Origin of the sequence: Luteimonas lutimaris (assembly GCF_039537065.1) — a bacterium.
Lineage (GTDB): Bacteria > Pseudomonadota > Gammaproteobacteria > Xanthomonadales > Xanthomonadaceae > Luteimonas > Luteimonas lutimaris.
In genome coordinates this window covers 38,773-59,815 of the sequence record NZ_BAAAZU010000041.1, presented here as the reverse complement: position 1 = coordinate 59,815, position 21,043 = coordinate 38,773, and the positions used below count along the sequence as shown (strand labels likewise).

The 21,043-nt window shown below is 69.7% G+C and carries 18 protein-coding genes and 1 pseudogene; 10 read left to right on the top strand and 9 right to left on the bottom strand.

Annotation, left to right across the window (positions count from 1 at the left end):
* On the bottom strand, positions 1-885 hold an 885-nt coding region (locus tag ABD679_RS15575; RefSeq protein WP_425561924.1), incomplete at its 3' end, for an IS110 family RNA-guided transposase.
* A 224-nt stretch (positions 886-1,109) separates the two neighbouring features.
* On the opposite strand from ABD679_RS15575, the pseudogene ABD679_RS15570 reads away from it, so the two are divergent.
* Together ABD679_RS15570 and ABD679_RS15565 are read left to right on the top strand one after the other, a co-directional pair.
* Positions 1,110-3,770 (top strand): annotated as a pseudogene (locus ABD679_RS15570) (Lhr family helicase); the annotation flags it as partial.
* A gap of 195 nt (positions 3,771-3,965) precedes the next feature.
* Positions 3,966-5,018, top strand: coding sequence for an NAD(P)-dependent alcohol dehydrogenase (locus ABD679_RS15565; protein ID WP_344760938.1), 1,053 nt, complete (start codon positions 3,966-3,968; stop codon positions 5,016-5,018).
* Positions 5,019-5,049: 31 nt separating this feature from the next.
* Here the strand turns inward: ABD679_RS15565 and ABD679_RS15560 are convergent, their stop codons facing one another.
* From ABD679_RS15560 to ABD679_RS15545, 4 genes are all read right to left on the bottom strand, one after another.
* Positions 5,050-5,904 carry a hypothetical protein gene (locus ABD679_RS15560; RefSeq protein WP_344760937.1) on the bottom strand — a complete coding sequence of 285 codons (855 nt, stop codon included), beginning with the start codon at positions 5,902-5,904 and terminating at the stop codon, positions 5,050-5,052.
* 92 nt (positions 5,905-5,996) lie between these two features.
* Positions 5,997-7,208, bottom strand: coding sequence for a hypothetical protein (locus ABD679_RS15555; RefSeq protein WP_344760936.1), 1,212 nt, complete (start codon positions 7,206-7,208; stop codon positions 5,997-5,999).
* A gap of 3 nt (positions 7,209-7,211) precedes the next feature.
* Positions 7,212-7,667 carry a nucleoside deaminase gene (locus ABD679_RS15550; RefSeq protein ID WP_344760935.1) on the bottom strand — a complete coding sequence of 152 codons (456 nt, stop codon included), beginning with the start codon at positions 7,665-7,667 and terminating at the stop codon, positions 7,212-7,214.
* 142 nt (positions 7,668-7,809) lie between these two features.
* The gene (locus ABD679_RS15545) at positions 7,810-8,673 is read right to left on the bottom strand and encodes an AraC family transcriptional regulator (protein ID WP_344760934.1); all 864 of its coding nucleotides are present in this window, start codon (positions 8,671-8,673) and stop codon (positions 7,810-7,812) included.
* Between the two features lie 88 nt (positions 8,674-8,761).
* Between ABD679_RS15545 and ABD679_RS15540 the strand changes: the two genes are divergently transcribed.
* Positions 8,762-9,307: a carboxymuconolactone decarboxylase family protein gene (locus ABD679_RS15540; RefSeq protein WP_344760933.1), complete on the top strand. Its 546-nt coding sequence runs from the start codon at positions 8,762-8,764 to the stop codon at positions 9,305-9,307.
* Between the two features lie 30 nt (positions 9,308-9,337).
* On the opposite strand, the gene ABD679_RS15535 is transcribed toward ABD679_RS15540, so the two are convergent.
* The gene (locus ABD679_RS15535) at positions 9,338-10,408 is read right to left on the bottom strand and encodes a hypothetical protein (protein ID WP_344760932.1); all 1,071 of its coding nucleotides are present in this window, start codon (positions 10,406-10,408) and stop codon (positions 9,338-9,340) included.
* A complete protein-coding gene (locus ABD679_RS15530; RefSeq protein ID WP_344760931.1) occupies positions 10,378-11,163 on the bottom strand; it encodes a helix-turn-helix domain-containing protein in 786 nt (261 codons plus the stop codon). The genes ABD679_RS15535 and ABD679_RS15530 overlap by 31 nt, the downstream gene beginning before the upstream one ends.
* Positions 11,164-11,196: 33 nt before the next feature.
* Between ABD679_RS15530 and ubiE the strand changes: the two genes are divergently transcribed.
* The 4 genes from ubiE (at position 11,197) to ABD679_RS15510 (ending at position 16,084) form a co-directional block, all read left to right on the top strand.
* Positions 11,197-11,961 (top strand): bifunctional demethylmenaquinone methyltransferase/2-methoxy-6-polyprenyl-1,4-benzoquinol methylase UbiE, encoded by a 765-nt coding sequence (gene ubiE / locus ABD679_RS15525; RefSeq protein WP_344760930.1) that lies wholly within the window; start codon positions 11,197-11,199, stop codon positions 11,959-11,961.
* 243 nt (positions 11,962-12,204) lie between these two features.
* The gene (locus ABD679_RS15520) at positions 12,205-14,241 is read left to right on the top strand and encodes a M1 family metallopeptidase (RefSeq protein ID WP_344760929.1); all 2,037 of its coding nucleotides are present in this window, start codon (positions 12,205-12,207) and stop codon (positions 14,239-14,241) included.
* 128 nt (positions 14,242-14,369) lie between these two features.
* Positions 14,370-15,341 (top strand): alpha/beta fold hydrolase, encoded by a 972-nt coding sequence (locus ABD679_RS15515; RefSeq protein ID WP_344760928.1) that lies wholly within the window; start codon positions 14,370-14,372, stop codon positions 15,339-15,341.
* Positions 15,338-16,084: a hypothetical protein gene (locus ABD679_RS15510; RefSeq protein ID WP_344760927.1), complete on the top strand. Its 747-nt coding sequence runs from the start codon at positions 15,338-15,340 to the stop codon at positions 16,082-16,084. The genes ABD679_RS15515 and ABD679_RS15510 overlap by 4 nt, the downstream gene beginning before the upstream one ends.
* 17 nt (positions 16,085-16,101) lie before the next feature.
* On the opposite strand, the gene ABD679_RS15505 is transcribed toward ABD679_RS15510, so the two are convergent.
* Both ABD679_RS15505 and ABD679_RS15500 read right to left on the bottom strand, forming a co-directional pair.
* Positions 16,102-16,842, bottom strand: coding sequence for a hypothetical protein (locus ABD679_RS15505; RefSeq protein WP_344760926.1), 741 nt, complete (start codon positions 16,840-16,842; stop codon positions 16,102-16,104).
* Positions 16,843-16,859: 17 nt separating this feature from the next.
* Positions 16,860-17,792 carry a carbohydrate kinase family protein gene (locus ABD679_RS15500; protein ID WP_344760925.1) on the bottom strand — a complete coding sequence of 311 codons (933 nt, stop codon included), beginning with the start codon at positions 17,790-17,792 and terminating at the stop codon, positions 16,860-16,862.
* A 311-nt stretch (positions 17,793-18,103) separates the two neighbouring features.
* On the opposite strand from ABD679_RS15500, the gene ABD679_RS15495 reads away from it, so the two are divergent.
* From ABD679_RS15495 to mreD, 3 genes are all read left to right on the top strand, one after another.
* On the top strand, positions 18,104-19,150 hold the full coding sequence (locus ABD679_RS15495; RefSeq protein ID WP_344760924.1) for a rod shape-determining protein: 1,047 nt from the start codon (positions 18,104-18,106) through the stop codon (positions 19,148-19,150).
* Between the two features lie 373 nt (positions 19,151-19,523).
* Positions 19,524-20,561, top strand: coding sequence for a rod shape-determining protein MreC (gene mreC, locus ABD679_RS15490; protein ID WP_344760923.1), 1,038 nt, complete (start codon positions 19,524-19,526; stop codon positions 20,559-20,561).
* Complete coding sequence (mreD, locus tag ABD679_RS15485; RefSeq protein WP_344760922.1) at positions 20,558-21,040, top strand: rod shape-determining protein MreD; 483 nt, start codon at positions 20,558-20,560, stop codon at positions 21,038-21,040. The genes mreC and mreD overlap by 4 nt, the downstream gene beginning before the upstream one ends.
* Positions 21,041-21,043: the final 3 nt, after the last annotated feature.

Sequence of the window (21,043 nt, the reverse complement as noted above, 5' to 3'; positions counted from 1 at the left end):
GAGTTGTCCGAGGAAGGTACGCATGCAAGCCACCAGGGCGACCTTGGCGCACTTGCCTGCGGCTCTCAGGGCCTGGTAGCGACGTTTCAGGTCGGGCTGAGTGCGGATGGCGCTCCAAGTCGCCATGTACAGGATGCGACGTACGCCGGCCCGGCCACCGTGGATGCGACGTTGGCCACGCTTGTCGCCGCTGTCGGCGTTGTAAGGGGCCACGCCGACCAGAGCGGCGATCTGGCGTCGCCCAAGGCGGCCCAGTTCGGGCAGGAACGCGATGAGCGTGGCTGCGGTCACCGGGCCCACGCCCGGCACCGCCCGCAGTTGCCGGCTTCGGGAACTGTCGGTTTCGGCCATGGCCTGGGCGATGGCGTTGTCCAGTGTGGCGATCTCGGCCACCAGGCTACGCAGTTGCCGCTTCAGGCTGGCAATGACCGGCCGCTCCCCGGCCTGCTGCAGGCGACGGCGCTCATCGTCACGCTGCTGGACCAGTTGTCCGCGGCGCTGGACCAGTGCCTGCAGGCGCTGCTGCTGTGCAGAGGCCACGGGCGTGGGCGACGCATCGATCACTTGCGCCAGGTGGGCCAGCATTGCCGCGTCGATCGGATCGGTCTTGGCCAGTCGCCCCATTGCCTTGGCGAAGGCGCGGGCGCGGTGCGGTGGCACCCGGACCACGGGCCAGTGGCGCTGCAGTGCGGTCATGACCGCACGTTCATAGCCTCCAGTGGCCTCCAGCAGCACCCGCTCCACGGGCCACTGGCGCAGCCACCGGGCCAGCGCCTGGTGACCCGCCGCCGTGTTGGGCACCTCCAGGCGCTCTCCGCTCGGTCGCATGGCCACCGCCAGCGTGGCCTTGGCCACGTCGATTCCCACGAACACAGACATTGGCATCTCCCTTTAGACTGGATGGGAGAGCACTCTTGCTGGCCCACGCTTGTGCAGTACGAGCTGCTGACTCGGTCAACTGTTCGGGCTTGGCAAGAGGTTGGAGTGCGGGCGCCCTGGCTCCTACACGTGCTTCAAGGCACCCCGGCTTGTCGGCGTCCCGCACTCCGCTCTCACCCTGCACGCTAAGGCAAAGCCAAGACACAAGCGGCTTCAGCCGCGAGCTCTTGCCGCCTGCCGAAGATGCGATTCCCGCCAGCGAAGAACTCGCGGCTGAAGCCGCTCCTGCAAAGGCCGGCGAAGAGGCGCATGCCGGCGCCATGGCCTGGCTGGCCGGCGAAGTTGGCCTCGCCCCCGAAGCCGCACTGCAGCTCGTCGACTACATCGCCCGCACCCGCGCCGCGCTCGGGGCGATGCCCACGCAGTCGCGCATCGTGCTCGAACGCTTCTTCGACGAATCCGGCGGCACCCAGCTGGTCATCCACGCGCCCTTGGGCAGCCGCCTCAACCGCGCCTGGGGCCTGGCGCTGCGCAAGCGCTTCTGCCGCAAGTTCAACTTCGAACTGCAGGCCGCGGCCACCGAGGACGCGATCGTGCTGTCGCTGTCGACCAGCCACAGCTTCCCGCTCGAAGAGGTCGCGCGCTACCTGCATTCGTCCTCCGCGCAGGACGTGCTGGTGCAGGCCCTGCTCGATGCGCCGCTGTTCGGCGTGCGCTGGCGCTGGAACGCCAGCGTCGCCCTTGCGCTGCCGCGCTTCGTCGGCGGCAGGAAGGTGCCGCCGCAGCTGCAGCGGATGAAGTCCGAGGACCTGCTGGCGACGGTGTTCCCGGACCAGGTCGCATGCCTGGAGAACATCGTCGGTGAGCGCGAGATCCCCGACCACCCGCTGGTCGCGCAGACGCTCGACGACTGCCTGCACGACGCCATGGATACCGATGGCTGGCTGGACCTGCTGCGCGGGCTGGAGTCGGGTACGGTCGAGGTCGTCGCGCGCGACCTGCCGGCGCCGTCGCCGCTGGCCTCCGAAGCGCTCAACGCCGCGCCCTACGCCTTCCTCGACGACGCACCGCTGGAAGAGCGCCGCACCCAGGCGGTGCAGTCGCGCCGTTACGGCGACCCGGATTCGGCGGAAGACCTGGGCCGGCTCGATCCCGCCGCGATCGAATCCGTGCGCGAACAGGCCTGGCCGCAGGCGCGCGGCATCGACGAGATGCACGAGGCCCTGACCGGGATCGGCGCACTCGGCGACGACGAAGCCGGGCGCCATGAGGATTGGACGGCGTGGCTGCAGGCGCTCGCGGCGGACGCGCGCGCGACGCGGCTGTCGATCGCGGACGGTGAATCATCCGTGCAGTTGTGGGCCGCCGCCGAATCGCTGCCGCAGCTGCGGGCGCTGTATCCGGACGTGCACTGCGAGCCCTCGATTGAGGCGCCGGCCGAGTACGCGCGCGTCGAATGGACCCGCGAATCCGCCCTGCGCGAACTGCTGCGCGCGCGCCTGTCCGCGCTCGGTCCCACGCCTGTGGCCGCGCTGGCGGCGCCGCTGGCACTGGACGTGCGCGAGGTCGAAACCGCATTGCTCGCGCTGCAGGGCGAGGGTTATGTCATGCAGGGCCGCTTTACGCCCGGCATCGAGGTCGACGAATGGTGCGAGCGCCACCTGCTCGCGCGCATCCATCGCTACACGCTCGGGCAGCTGCGCCGCGAGATCGAGCCGGTGGCGCCGCGCGACTACGCGCGCTTCCTGTTCGAGTGGCAGCACCTGCATGAAAGCGCGCGCGTCAGCGGCCCCGAGGCGCTGGCCGGCGTGCTCCAGCAGCTGGAAGGCTTCGAGGCGCCGGCCGCGACCTGGGAGGCCGAACTGCTGTCGGCGCGCGTGCGCGACTATGCGATCTCCTGGCTCGACGACCTGTGCACCGCCGGCCGCGTGCTGTGGACGCGGCTGCGCCCCAACGCGACCGAGGGCGGCGGTCGCGCCGGTTCGCTGCGTTCGACTCCAATCCTGCTGCTGCCGCGGCGCACGGCGCCGCTGTGGACGCGGCTCGCGCCAGCGCCCGGCGAGGATGCCGCGCTCGGGTCGCGCGCCCAGCGCGTCGCCGATTTCCTGGCGGCGAACGGCGCGTCGTTCTTCGACGAAATCGCCGACGGCGCGCACCTGCTGCGCACCGAACTGGAGGACGCGCTGGCCGAACTGGTGACGCGCGGCCGCGCGCACTGCGACAGCTTCGGCGGCCTGCGCGCGCTGCTGGTGCCGGCGTCGAAGCGCAGCCAGTCCGCGTCGCGCCACCGCCGTCGCGTCGCGCTGTTCGGCATTCAGGACGCGGGCCGCTGGGCGCTGGTGCGCGCGCCGGCCGCATCCGCCGCATCGCGTTCGCCCGACGACGTCGAACACGTCGCCCGCGTGCTGCTGCGCCGCCATGGCGTGGTCTGCTGGCGCCTGCTCGAGCGCGAAGCGGCGTGGCTGCCGCCGTGGCGGGACCTGATTCGCGTCTACCACCGCCTCGAAGCGCGCGGCGAGATCCGCGGCGGCCGCTTCATCTCCGGCATCCCCGGCGAACAGTTCGCACTGCCCGATGCCGTCGCCGCGATGCGCCGCATCCGCAGGCAGCCGCACGACGGCCGCATCGTGACGATCAGCGCGGTCGATCCGGCCAACCTGCTCGGCGGCCTGCTGGCCGGCGAGCGCGTGCCGCGCGTGCCCGGCAATCGCGTCGCCTTTCGTGATGGCGTGCCGGTAGCGACCCTGGCCGGCGGCGACGTCACTCTCCTCGTCGAGTCGCTGGAGATCGACGTGCGGCGCGAAGTGGAAACCGCGCTCCGGCGCGGCCCCGCCGCAGCGCCGGCAGCGCCGGACACCGGAGTCCCCGTGACAACCGAGCCTCCGGGCTAGGAAAGCACCGCACGGCAGCACGCGCCGTCATCCACGGTCGCCCCGGCGCGGCTGCCGGACCGGAAACCCTGGAGCATGCCGATCCCGGTCACGACCAGACTGCATCGCCTGTAGGAGAATCCGGCTGCCGGCATCCGGGCGAAGGCGACCGCCATCCGCCGCGCCCGCGCCACCCACATCTTCGAGGAGCCCCCCATGACCACCAAAGCCTATGGCGCCCACGCCGCCGACAAGCCGCTCGAGCCGCTCGACATCGAACGTCGCGCGCCCGGCCCGCACGACGTGCAGATCGACATCGCCTACTGCGGCGTGTGCCACTCCGACCTGCACACCGTGCGTTCGGAATGGGGCGGCACGCTGTATCCCTGCGTGCCCGGGCACGAGATCGTCGGCCACGTCAGCGCGGTGGGCGACGACGTCGCCGGCTTCAAGGTCGGCGACGTCGTCGGCGTCGGCTGCATGGTGGACAGCTGCCAACACTGCGCGTCGTGCGCGGAAGGACTGGAGCAGTTCTGCGAGAACGGCTTCATCGGCACCTACAACGGCGCAACAAAGGATGCCCCCGGCCACACGCTCGGCGGCTATTCGCAGCGCATCGTGGTCAGCGACAGGTTCGTGCTGAAGATCCGCCACCCGCAGGACCAGCTGGCCGCGGTCGCGCCGCTGCTGTGCGCCGGGATCACCACCTACTCGCCGCTGCGTCACTGGAACGTCGGCCCGGGCCAGAAGGTCGGCATCGTCGGCATCGGCGGGCTGGGCCACATGGGCGTGAAGATTGCACACGCGATGGGCGCGCACGTCGTCGCGTTCACCACCTCCGACCGCAAGCACCAGGACGCGCTCAACCTGGGCGCGGACGAAGTGGTCGTGTCGCGCAACAGGGACGAGATGAAGGCCCACGCCGGCAGCTTCGACTTCATCCTCAACACCGTGGCCGCCAGCCACTCGCTGGACGACTACACCGCGCTGCTCAAACGCGACGGCACCCTGGTGCTGGTCGGCGTGCCCGAGCACCCGCACCCGTCGCCGAACGTGGGCAACCTGATCTTCAAGCGCCGCGCCATCGCCGGCTCCCTGATCGGCGGCATCGCCGAGACCCAGGAGATGCTGGACTTCTGCGCCGAGAAGGGCATCGTCGCCGACATCGAGATGATCAAGATGCAGGAGATCGACACCGCTTATGACCGGATGGCGAAGAGTGACGTGAAGTACCGGTTCGTCATCGACAGCGCGTCGCTGGCGGGCTGAGGAAACGCCAGCGGTACGCGTCGCTTTTCGGTCACACCGCCAGTGTTCCCTGGTCCGCGTGCCCGGCCACCTGTCGGATCCTGCAGAACGCCAGCAGTTCCGCCATCCGTGCATTCTTGACGCGCCAGTCCTCGAACAGGCTCTCGCCCACCAGTGCGTAGTGCCACTCGCGGCCGCTGCGGTCGTAAGGCGGCAGTTCGTTGATCCGTGAGCACCAGGTCGCCGCTGCGCGGCGCTTGCGCTGCACGTTGGGGTGGCTGGTCTGCTGTTGCGCCTTGGTCTCGACCAGATACACCGCCTCCGCCGTGCGCACGATGAAATCGGGGAAGTAGAACGCGGGCAGGCCGTCCTCGCGGACGTAGCGCAGGCGCGCGAAACCGTGCTTGCTTTCGCTGAGCTTGCAGAACGCTTCCACGCCGGCATCGACCTGGCACCATTCGATGAAAGCGCGCTCCAGCCCGCCGCTGCGCGCCGGCCAGCCCTGGCGTGGATAGATGCACTTGGTCACGTCCATCGAAGCGCTATCGCGCACGGTGATCCTGCCCACTTCCGACAGGCGACGATGGTGCACCTCGGTCTCACCCACGGTGGCCCGTTCCTCCGATTTCACCAGCGCCAGCCCGAACACCTTGACGAGATGGTCGATCACCGGCTGCAACAGCAGCCGCCGCCACTGCTCGTCCTCGAACGGTTCGAATGTCTCCCGGAACAGATGCTCGCGGATGAAGTCGTCCAATGCCTGCGCCAGCACCGCGCTGTCGACCTGCATGTAGGGCGTGGCGAGGTGTTCGGCGATGCGGTTGCCCCGCGGCAGCGGGTTGCTCAGTGCCTGTCCGACGCGGCGCGTCAGGCGAGAGAGGTATTCGTTGTAGCCGCTGACGTTCATCACTGGGCCGAGGCCGGGACGTCGCAAGGCGGCGTCGAAGAGCTGATCAGGGCCTGTCGGGAACAGGGGGCCCTGCCAGATCCGCTCGCGAACTACAGCCTTCGTACGAACTCCATGTTGTACGAGGCCGAGGCATCACCACATGGGGGCGGGGTCATGTTCGATGGAATCCCGCTGGACTGGATGCCCAGTTTGCCTCCGGCAAGGTCCCAGAGCATGAAACTCTCGGCCTTCACCGTCCCGTCGGTGTCAAAGTACAGCAGGGCCGATGCCAGCCGGTGCTTGGCTTGGCTCGGGCGGATGGAAGGAAGTGATGGCAGGGCTGCGGTTGTTTCGTGCCAGCGGCCCGGTGCGTCGATGGTTTGCCAGCGGACGGTGACTGGCCCTTCGCTCTCTATCCTGGCGAGGCCCAGCGAATGGTAGGCGTAGCGGCAACCGTCGCTCGCCGGAGGGATGGTGTTGTACGGGAGGCGCATGGCCTGGCCGTTCACCTCGATGCGAACCACGTGCGTCAGGCCAAGGTTGGAGGCATGGAAACGGATGAAGGGAATGCCCGTCCAATCCAGTCGCTCTTCGTCGAAGACACCCGGAGGGTCCAAGATTGGGGAGGCCTCCACGCGGTCCGGGTAGTGGTGGTAGATGTAGCCACGCCGGAAAAGTGGGTCGAGCGCGCGCAGTTGCGCGACGTCCACGCTGCGACCGGTTCGCAGCAGTGGGGTGCTCTCGAAGCGGGGTGCGAACAAATTTCCATTCTTTTCCAGCGGACCGATGCCCCGGCGGATCGCGACGACATCGTCGCGTAACAGATCGCCTTGGTAGGGGGATTGGTCGTCGACCGGAACGTCCCCGCGTCGCGGGTAATGCACGCCATCGATGATCTGCGTCGTGTCGGCTGCGAGCATCTGCCGCGCGCTGGAGGAGGACAGGCGGCTGCTTGGCAGCCACAGATCCTGTCCAGTCAGATTCACGTGCTGCTCGTGGATCGATGGGTGCTGGCGGTCGAATGCATCGTTGGAGAGACCCTTCAGCCAGCCCGCAACCGGAGTGATGGACAGTGCGCAGAGGGTCGGCAACCACATCCAGGCAAGCGTGGCTCGGCTCGGGGCGGTGCGCCGCCGCAAAAGGACAATGGTGACGATGATCAACGCCAGCAACAGCGGCAGCGCGACCACGACTGCGACCAGCAGCACGAAGATGATGCCGTAGCCCAGGCCCGGCTGCAGGGCGAGCCATCCCAACCATGCGATGACGGCCGTCGTGACCAGCCCGAGGATGATGCCTGGCCAATGCGGCCTTGCTTCCATGCGTCAATCCTCCCCGATATCCTCGTTCCACACCTCGGGATTCGCCGCAATCCAGTCGCCCAGCATCGTGATGCAGCGCTCGTCGGCCAGGTCCACCACCTTGACGCCGTTCTCGCGCAGCCAGTCGATCCCGCCATCGAAGTTCACCGACTCCCCCACCACCACGGTGCCGATGTTGAACTGCCGCACCAGGCCGCTGCAGTACCAGCACGGGGCCAGGGTGGTGACCATGATGGTGTCCTTGTAGCGGCGCTGGCGGCCGGCCTTGCGGAAGGCGTCGGTCTCGCCGTGCACGGACGGGTCGCCTTCCTGCACGCGGCGGTTGTGGCCGCAGCCGAGCAGGACGCCGTCGTTGCGGTACAGCGCAGCGCCGATCGGGATGCCGCCTTCGGCCAGGCCGGTGCGGGCTTCGTCGATGGCGGTGTCGAGCAGGGCGCGGTAGTCGGGCGTGGCGATCATGGCGGGTCCGCATGCGGGGATGCGCTGCAGTGTGCCGCGCCCGCCCCGCGGGGTCGAGCCGGCGGCGCAGGCTGGCGGGCGAACCAGGACCGTCGGGTTCGGATGTCGGCGTGGATCACCGCGCATGCACGCACGACGCGCCCTACGCCCGCATCGCCCACTGCTTCGGCGTCTGCCCGGCGCGCGCCTTGAACATGCGCGTGAACGCGGCCGGGCTGGCGTAGCCGAGCGTGTCCGACACCAGCGCCACCGGCCGCCCGAGCGAGAGTTCGCGCTTGGCGACCAGCACGCGGTAGTCGGACAGGTAGTCGCCGACGCTGCGGCCCATGTGGTCGCGGAAGGCGGCGGTGAAAGCGGCGCGCGACATGCCGGCCTCGGCCGCCAGTGTGTCCAGGGTCCACGCGTGCCCCGGCTGGCCATGGATCGCCACGATGGCGCGGGCCAGGCGCCGGTCCGACAGGGCGTGGATCAGGCCCGGCCCGGCGTGCGCCTGCGCGGCGTGGTCGAACAGCCAGCGCAGCAGCTGGATCAGCACCACTTCGAACAACCGGTCGGCCAGCAGGCGATGCCCGCAGCGGACGTGGTCGGCCTCGTCGAACAGCAGGTCGAGCGAGGCCTGCAGGCCGTCGACGGCGCGCAACGGCAGCACGACCAGCGGCGGTAGGCCGGCCACCAGCGGATGCTGCGTCCCGCCCTCGAAGTGCACCGCCGCGCAGGTCAGCAGCGGCGCGGCCGCGCCGGCGCGCGGCACGAACCGGTGCGGCGCGCCGGCCGGGTAGAACAGCAGCGTCGGCTCGGAGAGCGACAGCGTGCGTGGCTGTCCCGGCAGCGTCTGCTGCACGTCCATGCCGCCGCCGCGCAGCACGTGCAGGAAACCGCGGCCGGGCCGGGCGTCGAAGGACTCGCTGCCGCACAGCGGGCCGGTGTGGAACAGCTGCACCTCGACCCGGAAACGGCGCAGGACGCCCTCGAGACGATCCAGCGACATGGCGTGTCCGATCTGCATGGAAATATCGCCGAATCGTACCCAATCGAATAGGCGCGCGCCAGACACTGGCCTCCCCGGCGCATGCGCCATTCAACGGAGAACTTCCATGTCCAGGCTTCCCCTCGTCGATCCCGCCACCGCCACCGCGGACCGCAAGGCCGTGCTCGACGACATCCACGGCGCGTTCGGCACCACGCCCAACATGTTCAAGGCCGTGGCCAACTCGCCCGCCGCGCTGCAGATGATGTGGGGCGCGTTCGGCGCGCTCGGCGGCGGCACGCTGTCGCCCAGGGTGGGTGAGCAGGTCGCGGTGGCGATCGCCGACCGCAACCGCTGCGAGTACTGTCTGGCGGCGCACACGGCGCTGGGCCGCAAGGCGGGCGCGAGCGCGGACGAGATGGCGCGGGCGCAGGCCGGCGAGTCCGAGGACCCGGCCACCGCCGCCGCCTTGGCCTTCGCGCTCAAGCTGGTGGAGGACCGCGGGCAGGTCTCGGACGCCGACGTGCAGCGCCTGCGCGACCACGGCTTCGACGACGGGCAGGTGATGGAACTGCTCGCCCACGTCGCGCTGAACCTGTTCACCAACTACACCAACGTCGCGTTCGACGTGCCGGTGGACTTCCCGGCGGTGCAGCTGCGCCCGCGCGGCTGATCCCCGCGTTGCGACACGCCGGCGGCGGACTCAGCCGCCCGCCGGCTTCGCGCTGGCCATGCGTGCGCGCGTATCGGCCAGCAGCGCCTCGCGCGCGGCCTGCTGAAGGTCGTGCAACGGCACGCTGGTGAGGTCGAGTGCGTCGCCGCCGCCGAGCTGGCGGCGGATCGCGGCCAGCGCCTGTTCGTCCGCGTAGGGATGCGGCATGGAACTGTCGGCGCCGTGCGACTGCCCGAACTTCTCCAGCAGGTCGTGGCTGGTGCGGTCGGCGAGCGCGAGTTCGGTGAGCTTGGCGCGGTATTCGAGTTCCCAGGCCTCGAGCTGCCAGCGCTGCTTGTCGGCGAAATGCTGGCCTTCGTGGCCCAGCAGCGAGACCTGGAACTTCTCGCCGTCGAGGTCGGGATAGCCGGGGCGCACGGCGTAGACCGCGTCGTCGGTGGTCCAGCCGCCGTTGCTGCCCAAGCCGCAGCGCGCGTAGTGGCTCCAGCCCCAGGCGGCGAAGTCGTCGAGCAGGTGCACGGTGACATGCTGCGGGCCCTCGGGCAGGGCGACGTCGTACTCGCGCACGTCCTCGCTGCGCCACAGCATCAGCTCGCGCAGCGGCGGGGTGAGGCCCTGCAGCGCGTGGTAGCCGTGCTCGAGGAGTTTCGCGGACAGGACCGGTTCGAGCGCCTCGAAATCCTGCGCACCGTCGGCCTCGGGGCCAAGCAGTGCGCGCAGCCGCTGCAGCAGCGCTTCGGCCTGCGCGTCGCGGTGCGCAGGATCGGCCAGTGCGCGCCACCAGTACGCCTGATAGGTCCACAGCACGTCGCGGACGAAGGGATCGTCGATGCCGCTGTCGATCCATGGCGGGTTTTCGCGGTCGAAGCGGCCGTGCATGCAGGCGCGGTACTGGGCGGCGAAGTCGCCGAACTGGTCGGCCGGCACCGCGTCGAGCGCGCGCAGCGCCGCGCGGCTGTCGCCCTGCAGCTGGGCGGAGATCGAAGCGCCCATGGCCTGCTTCGCCGCGGGCGTGCTTTCGCGGACGGTAGCAGGCGCGGGCGCGGCGGCAGACGCCAGGCCGCAGGCGATCAGGCAGGCGAGGACGGGCAGGCGGGGCATGGCGCGGCATCCGTGGGATGGCGGCGCGGGGCGGCCGCCTTCGATCCCGCCGGATCTTCCGCTCCCGGCGTGCTGCCGTATTGAACGCATTTGAGGCGCCGCCGCAGCGCGCCCGGTGCCAGCCCGCTGCAGGTGCGCACGGTGCGGCACAGGTGCGCCTGGTCGGCGAAGCCGGTCTCGGCCGCGACCCCGGCCAGCGGCGCGTCGCCGCCTAGCAGCGCCAGCGCCCGGCGCCAGCGCAGTTCGCGTCGCAGCAGCTGCGGCGGCATGCCGTACGAGGCCGCGACGGCGCGGCTGGCGTGGGCCGGAGAGATCCCGCAGCGGCGTGCGATCTCCGCGATCGACCGGTCGCTCGCGGCCAGCGCCTCGACGAACACCGCCTGCCAGCCGTCTCTGCCCGGTGCGCCCGGCAACGCGTCGGCCAGCAGCTCGGGCAACCAGGCCGGACCGCGTTCGAACGCCCGCCGTGCGCGCGCCAGTCGTGCCACCCGCAGCACGCGCACGCCGTCGGGCGCCAGTGCCGGCGGCAGCGCGAGATTGACCACCCGCGCGCCCCGGCCACCGAAGCGGTCGCCGTGCGCGTGGAACGCCGGGTGCAGTACCAGCGTGCCCGGTTCGCAGGCCACCGGCCCGTCGGCGCTGGCCTCCAGGTAGCTGCCGCGCAGCACCAGCGACGCGTAGGCGTCGCGGTGCCGGTGGAGGGGCAGGGCGTCGTCGCGTGCGTGTTCGGTCAGGTAGCAGGCCGGATCCGCCATGTCCGGAGCATGCCGGGATGCGATAATCGGCGCATGAGCGAGAAGTCACCCGGAACCGGCGGCACCACCCACTTCGGTTTCCGCGACGTGCCGGTGGGCGAGAAGCAGAAGCTGGTCGGCGAGGTGTTCTCGTCGGTGGCCGGCAACTACGACCTGATGAACGACCTGATGTCGATGGGCATCCATCGGGTGTGGAAGCGCTATTTCGTCGCCACCGCGCAGGTCGGCAAGGGCGACCGGGTGCTGGACCTGGCCGGCGGCACCGGCGACATCGCGGCGCTGCTGAAGGACCGCGTCGGTCCCGAGGGCGAGCTGGTGCTCGGCGACATCAACGGCGACATGCTGCGCGTGGGCCGCGACCGCATGGTCGACCGCGGCAACGTGCGCGGCTTCGAGTACGTGCAGTGCAACGCGCAGGCGTTGCCGTTCCCGGATGCGAGTTTCGACCTGGTGACTATTGCCTTCGGCCTGCGCAACGTCACCGACAAGGACGCCGCGCTGCGCGAGATGCTGCGCGTGCTGAAGGTCGGCGGGCAGGCGCGGGTGCTGGAGTTCTCGGAGGTGAAGGCGGACTGGTTCAAGCCGCTGTACGACTTCCACTCGTTCCAGGTGCTGCCGCGGCTGGGCAGGCTGTTCGCGCACGATGCCGACAGCTACCAGTACCTGGCCGAATCGATCCGCAAGCATCCGCCGCAGGACGAGCTGAAGGCGATGATGGAAGCGGCCGGGTTCGCGCGCTGCGACTACAGGAACCTGTCGGGCGGGATCGTGGCGGTGCATACCGGGTACAGGACGTAATTCGGACGCAAGGAAAAACGCCGGTCGTATCCGTTGCAGCCAAGGGCTTTTCTCCCTCCTCTTCAAAGGGAGGGCCGGGGTGGGGGTGGGGTTCGGCGGAACATCCTTGGGTTCACGGGTGGCGGATGGGCAAACCATCCCCACCCAACGCTCCCCTTGAAGGGGAGGGCTCAAAGCCATGATTTGGGCACGCGCGACCGGGGCGCTAGACTTGGCGATCCTGTCCGCTTCCCCCGGATCACGATGCGCACCTTGCTCCTTTCCCTCGGTTTCGCCGCCGTCCTGGCCGGCTGCCAACGCGACGCGGCCGAGCCCGCGACTCCCACGCCCGCCGCGAAGCCCGCGATGACCACGTCCGCCAGCCCCGACGAACACTCCTACGCCGAACCCGGCAAGGTCGCGATCGACGACCTGGCGCTGGACCTGAAGATCGACTTCGACACCAGGACGATCGCCGGCACCGCCACCTATACCCTGGACTGGAAGGACAAGGACGCGAAACAGCTCGTGCTCGACACCCGCGACCTGTCGATCGACAAGGTCGAGGGCGAAGGCAAGGATGGCGCCTGGCAGCCGCTGCAGTACGGCTTGGCCAAGCGCGACGACATCCTCGGCAGCAAGTTCACGATCGAGGCGCCGGAGCGCAACGCGCACATCCGCGTGACCTACACCACATCGCCCGAGGCCTCCGGCCTGCAGTGGCTGGAGCCGTCGATGACCGAGGGCAAGCAGCTGCCCTTCATGTTCAGCCAGTCGCAGCAGATCCACGCCCGCAGCTGGGTGCCGCTGCAGGACACGCCGAGCGTGCGCTACACCTACAGCGCGCACGTGACCTCGCGCCCGGACGTGATGGTGCTGATGAGCGCCGACAACGATCCCAAGGCCGAGCGCGACGGCGACTACAGCTTCAAGATGCCGCAGAAGATCCCGTCGTACCTGATGGCGATCGCCGCCGGCGACCTGGTGTTCAAGCCGATCTCCGAGCGCTCCGGCGTCTGGGCGGAGCCGGCGATGGTGGACAAGGCGCAGGCCGAGTTCGAGGACACCGAGAAGATGATCCAGACGGCCGAGTCGCTGTACGGCCCGTACCGCTGGGAGCGCTACGACATCCTGGTGCTGCCGCCGTCGTTCCCGTACGGCGGCATGGAGAACCCGCGCCTGACCTTCGCCACGCCGACGGTGATCGTGGGCGACAAGTCGCTGGTGTCGCTGGTCGCCCATGAGCTGGCGCACAGCTGGTCGGGGAATCTCGTGACCTTCTCCAGCGCCAAGGACGCCTGGCTCAACGAGGGCGTCACCAGCTACGTCGAGAACCGCATCATCGAGGCCCTGTACGGCAAGGACCAGGCCGACATGGAAAGCGTGATCGCGCGCAACGAGCTGGCCGAGGAGTTCAAGACCGTGGAGCCTGCGCGGCAGGTGCTGGCCGAGAAGCCGGGCGTGCTCAAGGACCCGGACAACAGCTCGGCCTCGACCGTGTACACCAAGGGCGCGTGGTTCCTGCAGTTCCTGGAGCAGCGTTTCGGGCGCGAGGACTTCGACGCGTTCCTGCGCGGCTACTTCGACCATTTCGCGTTCCAGAGCATCTCCAGCCAGCAGTTCGCCGACTACGCGAAGAAGAACCTGCTGGACAAGTATCCGAACAAGGTGACGCAGGCCGAGTTCGACGCCTGGCTGTACGAGCCGGGCGTGCCGCCGACGGCGCCGCAGGTGCTGGCGCGCAAGTTCGGCGTGGTCGATTCGGCGCGGCTGGCCTGGCTGGGCAGCGGCGAACTGCCGCCGCCGGCGATCACCGGTGACTGGAGCACCCAGGAGTGGGTGCACTTCATCGAAGGCATGCCCGAGACGCTGAAGGTCGAGCAGCTGGCGCAGCTGGACGAGGCCTACCACTTCACCGGCACGCCCAACGGCGAGATCGCCCAGCGCTGGTATCCGCTGGCGGTGCGCAGCGGCTACACGGCGGCGAACGAGGCGATCGCCGCGTTCCTCGAGAAGATCGGCCGCCGCAAGCTGATCATGCCGACCTACAGCGCGCTGGTGCAGACGCAGGACGGACTGGCGCTGGCCAAGGCCGTGTTCGCCAAGGCCCGGCCCGGCTACCACCCGATCACCACCGGCTCGGTGCAGGCGATGATCGATGGCGCCAAGCCCGAGGCCGCCACGGCGGCGCCTGCCGACGCCGATGACGCGGGCGGCGACGACGCCCCCGCAGACGACACGCCGCCGGCGGCCGGCGACGCCACCGCGCCGGCGCCCGAACCGGCGCCGCGCGCCGGCTGACCGGCGGCGGCCTTGTTCCCTGTGGGAGCGGCCATGGCCGCGATTGCGGTTCCGGCCAATCGCGGCCATGGCCGCTCCCACAGGCCCCGGCGCATGTGCGGGCCGCCAACCTGCAGGGGTGGCCGGGCATGACGGCGGCGGTCGTCGCCGTCGTCGCAATCGCCGTTGCGGCCATCGCGTTCGCGGCTTTCCTGCTCTGGCGCGACCCGTACGCGCTGGTCCGCGCCGAGTTCGCGCGCGAGCGCCTCGCCCTGGGGCTGGCGCGGCGCGAAGTCGAGGTCGACGGCATCCGCTGGGTGTACGCCGAGGGCGTGGCGGCCGCCGCCGCACCGGTGCTGGTCCTGCTGCACGGCTACACGGGCAGCAAGGAGAACTGGTATCCGGTCGCCCGGCGCCTGCGCGGCCGCCGTCGGCTGTTGATTCCGGACCTGCCGGGCTGGGGTGAGAGCCAGCGCAGCGGCGTCGCCGGCCACGGCTTCGCCGCGCAGGCCGCGCGCGTGGCGGCCTTCATCCGTGCCACCTGCGACGGGCCGGTGACGGTGCTCGGGCATTCCATGGGCGGTGGCATTGCCGCGGTGCTGGCCGCGCGCGAGCCGGCGCTGGTCGAACGCGTCGGCCTGTTCGATGCCGCCGGCGTGCGCTTCGCCGACAACCAGTTCGGCCTCGACGTGCTGGCGGGGAAGAACCCTTTCGGCGTGCACGATCGCGCTTCGCTCGCGCATTACCTGGGCATCCTGTTCCACGACCGCCGCGCGGTGCCGGCGATGCCGTGGCCGGCATCGGCCATCCTCGTCGCCCACAGGCGCCGCGACGCGGCGTTCGAGCAGTCGGTGCTGGACGAGATCGGGCGCGGGCCGGAGCAGTTCCTGCCCGGTGAGAGCGCCACGCGCATCCGCCAGCCGGTACTGCTCGCCTGGGGAGCACACGACCAGGTGATCGACCCCAGCGCGATGGACCTTTACGCGGACAAGATGCCGCAGGCGCGTAAAGTGCTGCTCGACGGCAGCGGCCACATGACGGTGATGGAGCAGCCCGGCGAGGTTGCCGACGCCATCGACGGCCTGCTTGCCATGCCGGTCCAACAGGGAGCCCATGCATGAACCTTCGCATCCGCAGCATTCCGTGCATCGCACTGCTGGCCACGGCCGTGGGGGCCGCCGCGCTGTCGGGCTGCGGCGACCGCGAGGCGGCCGAGGCCGCGCGCGCCGCCGCCCAGGCGGCCGCCAACGAGCAGGCGGCGAAGGAATACGCCGACGGCTTCGACGACGCCGTGGGGCGGGAGGACTGGGCGCTGGCCAAGGCGCAGGGCGACGTGCTGTTCGCGCGCTTCCCCGGCACCGAGCAGGCCGAGCGCATCCGCCCGCGCTACGAGGAGGTCAAGGCCAAGGCCGCGGACGAGCGCGAGCACGCGCGCGCCGCGGCGCTGTGGAGCTACCAGTCCGAGGACGTGAAAGGCGGCAAGCAGCTGTCGGCGGCGATCTATTCGAAGGATCCGGTCGACACCGACGGCAGCGGCGCCAACCCGGTGCGGCTGATCTTCCGCGACCATCCGACCTGGGGTACCAGCAGCTACCTGGTGCTGCAGGCCGGCGACTTCGCCTGCCGCGGCGGCTGCCGGGTCAAGGTGACGGTCGACGATGCCGATCCGAAGTCGATGGCCGCGCTGCGCCCCGACACCGACGAGGCCATCGCCATGTTCATCAACGACGAACGCGGCCTGTGGCGGATGCTCAAGGACGCGAAGCAGGTGTCGGTCGAGTTCCCGGTCAAGGCCGGTGGCACGCGCACGGCCACGTTCGAAGTCGCCGGGCTGGACCGCTCGAAGCTGCCGGGCTGGGATTGAGGGCCCCGGCTCAGGGATCAGGCGCCAGGCGTCGGGAGGTCGTTCCCCGCCCGGCTCCGGCCCCCGGGGCGCATACCCGGGCTGTTGCTGGAACTTCCAGTCGAGGTCGCCTCAGGTGAAGTGCGGGTTCCGGGTGTCTGGGGCGTCCAACCTTGAGTGCGCCCATCAGTTGGCGATGCCGTGATCAATGTCACGCAGCTTGGGGAGCTTTTGCCCCGGGAAGAAATCACCAGCTTTCCGCCGTTCGCGGTAACCAGCTCGTAGCCTCGAGCCGACGTGCTGTTCGCCGCATGCGGGGATGGAGGGAAGAATACTTCGCTGACGGCACCTGTTGCGCGTGCAAACGACTCAAGAGGGAGGCACGGATCGCCGCTCAGATGCAGCAGAATAAAGGGGGCCGTGTCGAAACCGCCGGGCCGAACGCGTACCTCGAGATCCGTGACGACATATCCGTCCGTACTTTCAAATGCCCCGTGGTGATATGTCCAGTACTCTGTGGATGGATCAGCCGACGGCGACGTACCGGTAATGGCACGAACGAGCGCCGACGGCGTAGTGGCCTTCCTCGCGAACTCGATCATCACTTTTGCAATGCCGGTGATGTCGCTGGCGGCAATGGATTGCTGAGGCGCGTCAGTGCGACGCTTGTCGGCACCAAATGTGGCGCACGAAGCTGCAAAAAGTGAAATAAACAGTGCTGTTCGCTTGTTGATCGGCCCCACCGGGATGTGGAAGCGGAAGATCGATTCAATCGTCACGCGTCACGCGCTCGACGTTACAGCGCATACCCGAACTGCTGCTTGAACTGCTCGTTGAACTCCGCGAAATCGAAGCGCTGGTTCTGGGTGCCCGGGTGCTCGACCTTGAGCGCGCCCATCAGGTTGCCGATGCGGCCGATGGTCAACCAGTCGCAGTCCTTCTGGATGCCGAAGATCAGGCCGGCGCGGAAGGCGTCGCCGCAGCCGGTGGGGTCGGTGATGCGGCGTTCGTGCGCGGGCGGCACGTCGATGGCCTTGCCGTCGGCATAGATCACCGCGCCCTTGGGGCCGCGGGTGGCGATGTAGGCTTTCACCCGCTGCGCGATCTCGCGCTCGCTCCAGCCGGTGCGTTCCTGCAGCAGGTTGGATTCGTAGTCGTTGACGGTGACGTAGTCGGCCTGCTCGACGAAGTCGCGCAGCTCGGCGCCGTTGAACAGCGGCATCGCCTGGCCGGGGTCGAAGATGAAGGGAATGCCGCCTTCGGCGAACTCCTTCGCGTTCTGGATCATGCCCTCGTAGCCGTCGGGGCTGACGATGCCGATGCTCACGCCCGGCACGTCGCGCACGTGGTTCTCGTGGCTGCGCATCATCGCGCCGGGGTGGAAGGCGGTGATCTGGTTGTTGTCGTGGTCGGTGGTGATGAAGGCCTGGGGCGTGAACAGCTCCGGGATCTCCTTCACGTGGGCCAGCGAGATCTCCAGCTCCTCGAAGTACTCGCGGTAGGGGGCGAAGTCCTGGCCCACGGTCGCCATCGGCACCGGGTCGCCGCCCAGCAGTTTGAGGTTGTAGGCGATGTTGCCGGCACAGCCGCCGAACTCGCGCCGCATCCGGGGCACCAGGAACGAGACGTTGAGGATGTGCACCTTGTCCGGGAGGATGTGGTTCTTGAACTGGTCGGGGAACACCATGATGGTGTCGTAGGCCAGGGAGCCACAGATCAGGGCAGACATCGGCAAGGCGCTCGTTCGGGGCGGAATGGGCGGTTAGGTTAGCCGGGCAGGTGCGGGGAGGCCAGCGCGAAGGCGCCGGCGGCCGGGCGAGGTGGCGACCTTGTGGATCGGCCCCGGTGGAGCGGCTTGTGGGAGCGGCCATGGCCGCGATGCCCCGCCCGCGAACCCCATCGCGCCGATATCGCGGCCATGGCCGCTCCCGCAAGCCGGGCATGGCGGCGGGAGATCCGTTCCCCGGCAGCGTCCACGGGCCGCTTTTTTGCTAGGCTAGCCGACTCTTTTCGCCATTCCTGCACGGACATTCTCCCCCGATGTTCAAGAAGTTCCGCGGCCTGTTTTCCAACGACCTGTCGATCGACCTCGGCACGGCCAATACCCTCATCTTCGTCCGCGGGCAGGGCATCGTGCTCAACGAGCCGTCGGTGGTGGCCGTGCGCCAGGACCGCTCCGGGGCCGGCAACCGCACCGTCGCCGCGGTCGGCACCGAGGCCAAGCAGATGCTGGGCCGCACCCCGGGGGGCATCACCACGATCCGGCCGATGAAGGACGGCGTCATCGCCGACTTCACCTATACCGAGGAGATGCTCAAGTACTTCATCAAGAAGGTGCACAAGTCGCGCTTCCTCAAGCCCAGCCCGCGGGTGCTGATCTGCGTGCCCTGCGGCTCGACCCAGGTCGAGCAGCGCGCGATCAAGGAGTCGGCGCTGGAGGCGGGCGCCCGCGACGTGTCCCTGATCGAGGAGCCCATGGCCGCGGCGATCGGCGCCGGCATGCCGGTGACCGAGGCGCGCGGCTCGATGGTGGTCGACATCGGCGGCGGCACCACCGAGGTGGCGGTGATCGCGCTGTCGGGCATCGTCTACTCGCAGTCGGCGCGCATCGGCGGCGACCGCTTCGACGAGTCGATCATCAACTACGTGCGCCGCCACCACGGCATGCTGATCGGCGACAGCACCGCCGAGAAGATCAAGCTCGAGATCGGCAACGCCTGGCCGCAGGACCGGGTGATCGAGATGGAGGTCTTCGGCCGGCACCTGGCCGAGGGCGTGCCGAAGATGATCACGATCAACTCCAGCGAGGTGCTCGAGGCCCTGCGCGAGCCGCTGGCCGGCATCGTCAGCGCGGTCAAGCAGGCGCTGGAGCAGACCCCGCCGGAACTGAGTGCCGACGTCGCCGAGTTGGGCATCGTGCTCACCGGCGGCGGCGCGCTGCTGCGCGACATGGACCGCCTGCTCAGCGAGGAAACCGGCCTGCACGTGCAGGTGGCCGAAGACCCGCTGACCTGCGTCGCTCGCGGCGGCGGCCGCGCGCTGGAGCTGCTGGATACGCATGGCAACGAGTTTTTTGCCTACGATTGAGGCGAAAGCGGGAATGGGGAGCGGGGAATAGGGAACGCAGGTGTCGCGGGCGCTGCGCGGTTCGGCTTCCGTTGACGCGTTCCTCACTGCCAGGAAAGGCCTGTACGGCTCCTTGTCGGTCATCGCCGCCTTCGCGGGAATGACGTCGGGAACGACGGCAATTCCGGCTTTCCCGCTCGCAGGGGGCGGGCCGCGCAGCAAGCATTCGGGTCGCGGGATCCGGTTCCGGTTCCGAGAAAGAACGCAGGAGATTCATCACCGCGCGCGCAGTGGCATCCTTGGAACACGGTTCGTGATGCTGCCCATGCCCGCGTGACTCGAGTGCCGGCGCGCTTTCGTTCCCCATTCCCCACTCCCCAATCCCGCTGTCCCCATGCCCGCCTACGCCAGCCCCACGCCGCCCCGCACCGCCGACGTCGCGGGCACGCTGCGCCTGCTGACCTACCTGGCGCTGGCGGTGGCGCTGCTGGTGCTCGACCACCGCGGCGGCTGGCTGACGCGGATCCGCGCCCAGGCCAACGTGGCGGTGCAGCCGCTGTGGTGGCTGGCCGGATTGCCGGCGCGGCTGGGCGACAGCGTGCGCGAGGACGCGGTGACCCGGGCCACGCTGGCCGAGGACAACCGTCGCCTGCGCAACGCGCTGCTGGTCAGCGGCGCCCGCCAGGCGCGGCTGCAGGTGGCCGCGGCCGAGAACGCCCGCCTGCGCGGCCTGCTCGGCGCCGCCGAGCGCGGCGGGCTGGACGTGCAGCTGGCGCCGATCCTGGACATCGACCTCGACCCCACGCGCCAGCGCCTGATGCTCGATGCCGGCAGCAACGACGGCGTGCGCGTGGGCCAGAGCGTGATCGACGCCGGCGGCCTGGTCGGCCAGATCATCGCGGTCACCCAGGCCACGGCCACGGTGTTGCTGATCACCGATCCCGACCACGCGGTGCCGGTGCTGGTCGGCCGCAACGGCGTGCGCCTGGTCGCCTACGGCCTCGGCCGCAGCGACCAGCTGGAGCTGTCCAACATCCCGTTGTCGGCGGACGTGAAGGTGGGCGACGCAATCATCACCTCCGGGCTCGGCGGGCGCTTCCCGCCCGGGTTCCCGGTCGGCACCGTGGTCGCGCTGCGCCCGGACGACAGCCGCGCGTTCCTGGTCGCCGAGCTCAAGCCCGCCGCGCGGCTGGACCGCGGGCGGGATGTATTGCTATTGCGGCAGGTGGCAGAAAGCCGGGACTCGGGACTCGGGACTGGGGACTCGGGACGGCAGGAGCAACAGCCGGCGAGCCGGGACGAAGCTGGCCAGGGTGCGGGCACGGCAGCCGCCATCGCTGGAGCCGACGCCGCAACCGCTCCCACGAACCGCGCTTCCGGGTCCCGAGTCCCGAGTCCCGGGTCCCGGCCTCCGCAGGAGGCCAAGCCATGACCCGTCCCCGCCGCGCCTGGCTGCTGCCGGTCAGCGTCGTGCTGGCGCTGTTGCTCAGCCTGCTGCCGCTGCCGGCGCTGCTGCAGCCGCTGCGGCCGTACTGGCTGGCGCTGGTGGTGGCGTTCTGGGTGATCGAGGAACCCGAGCGCGCCGGGCTGGGCTTCGCCTTCGTGCTGGGCGTGATCGGTGACCTGTCCTACGGCGGCATCCTCGGCGAGCAGGCGCTGCGGCTGGTGGTGATGACGTTCATCCTGCAGCGCTTCCGGTCGCAGGTGCGGTTCTTCCCGCTGTCGCAGCAGGCGCTGGTGATCGGCGGCCTGCTGCTCAACGACCGCGTGGTCAGCGCGGCGGTGCACCTGATGCTGGACGAACCGCAACTGCCGTGGTCGTACTGGTGGGCGCCGCTGCTGGGCATGGTGCTGTGGGCGCCGCTGTTCGTGCTGCTCGACGCGCTGCGGATCGGCCGGCGCAGGTCCTGACAT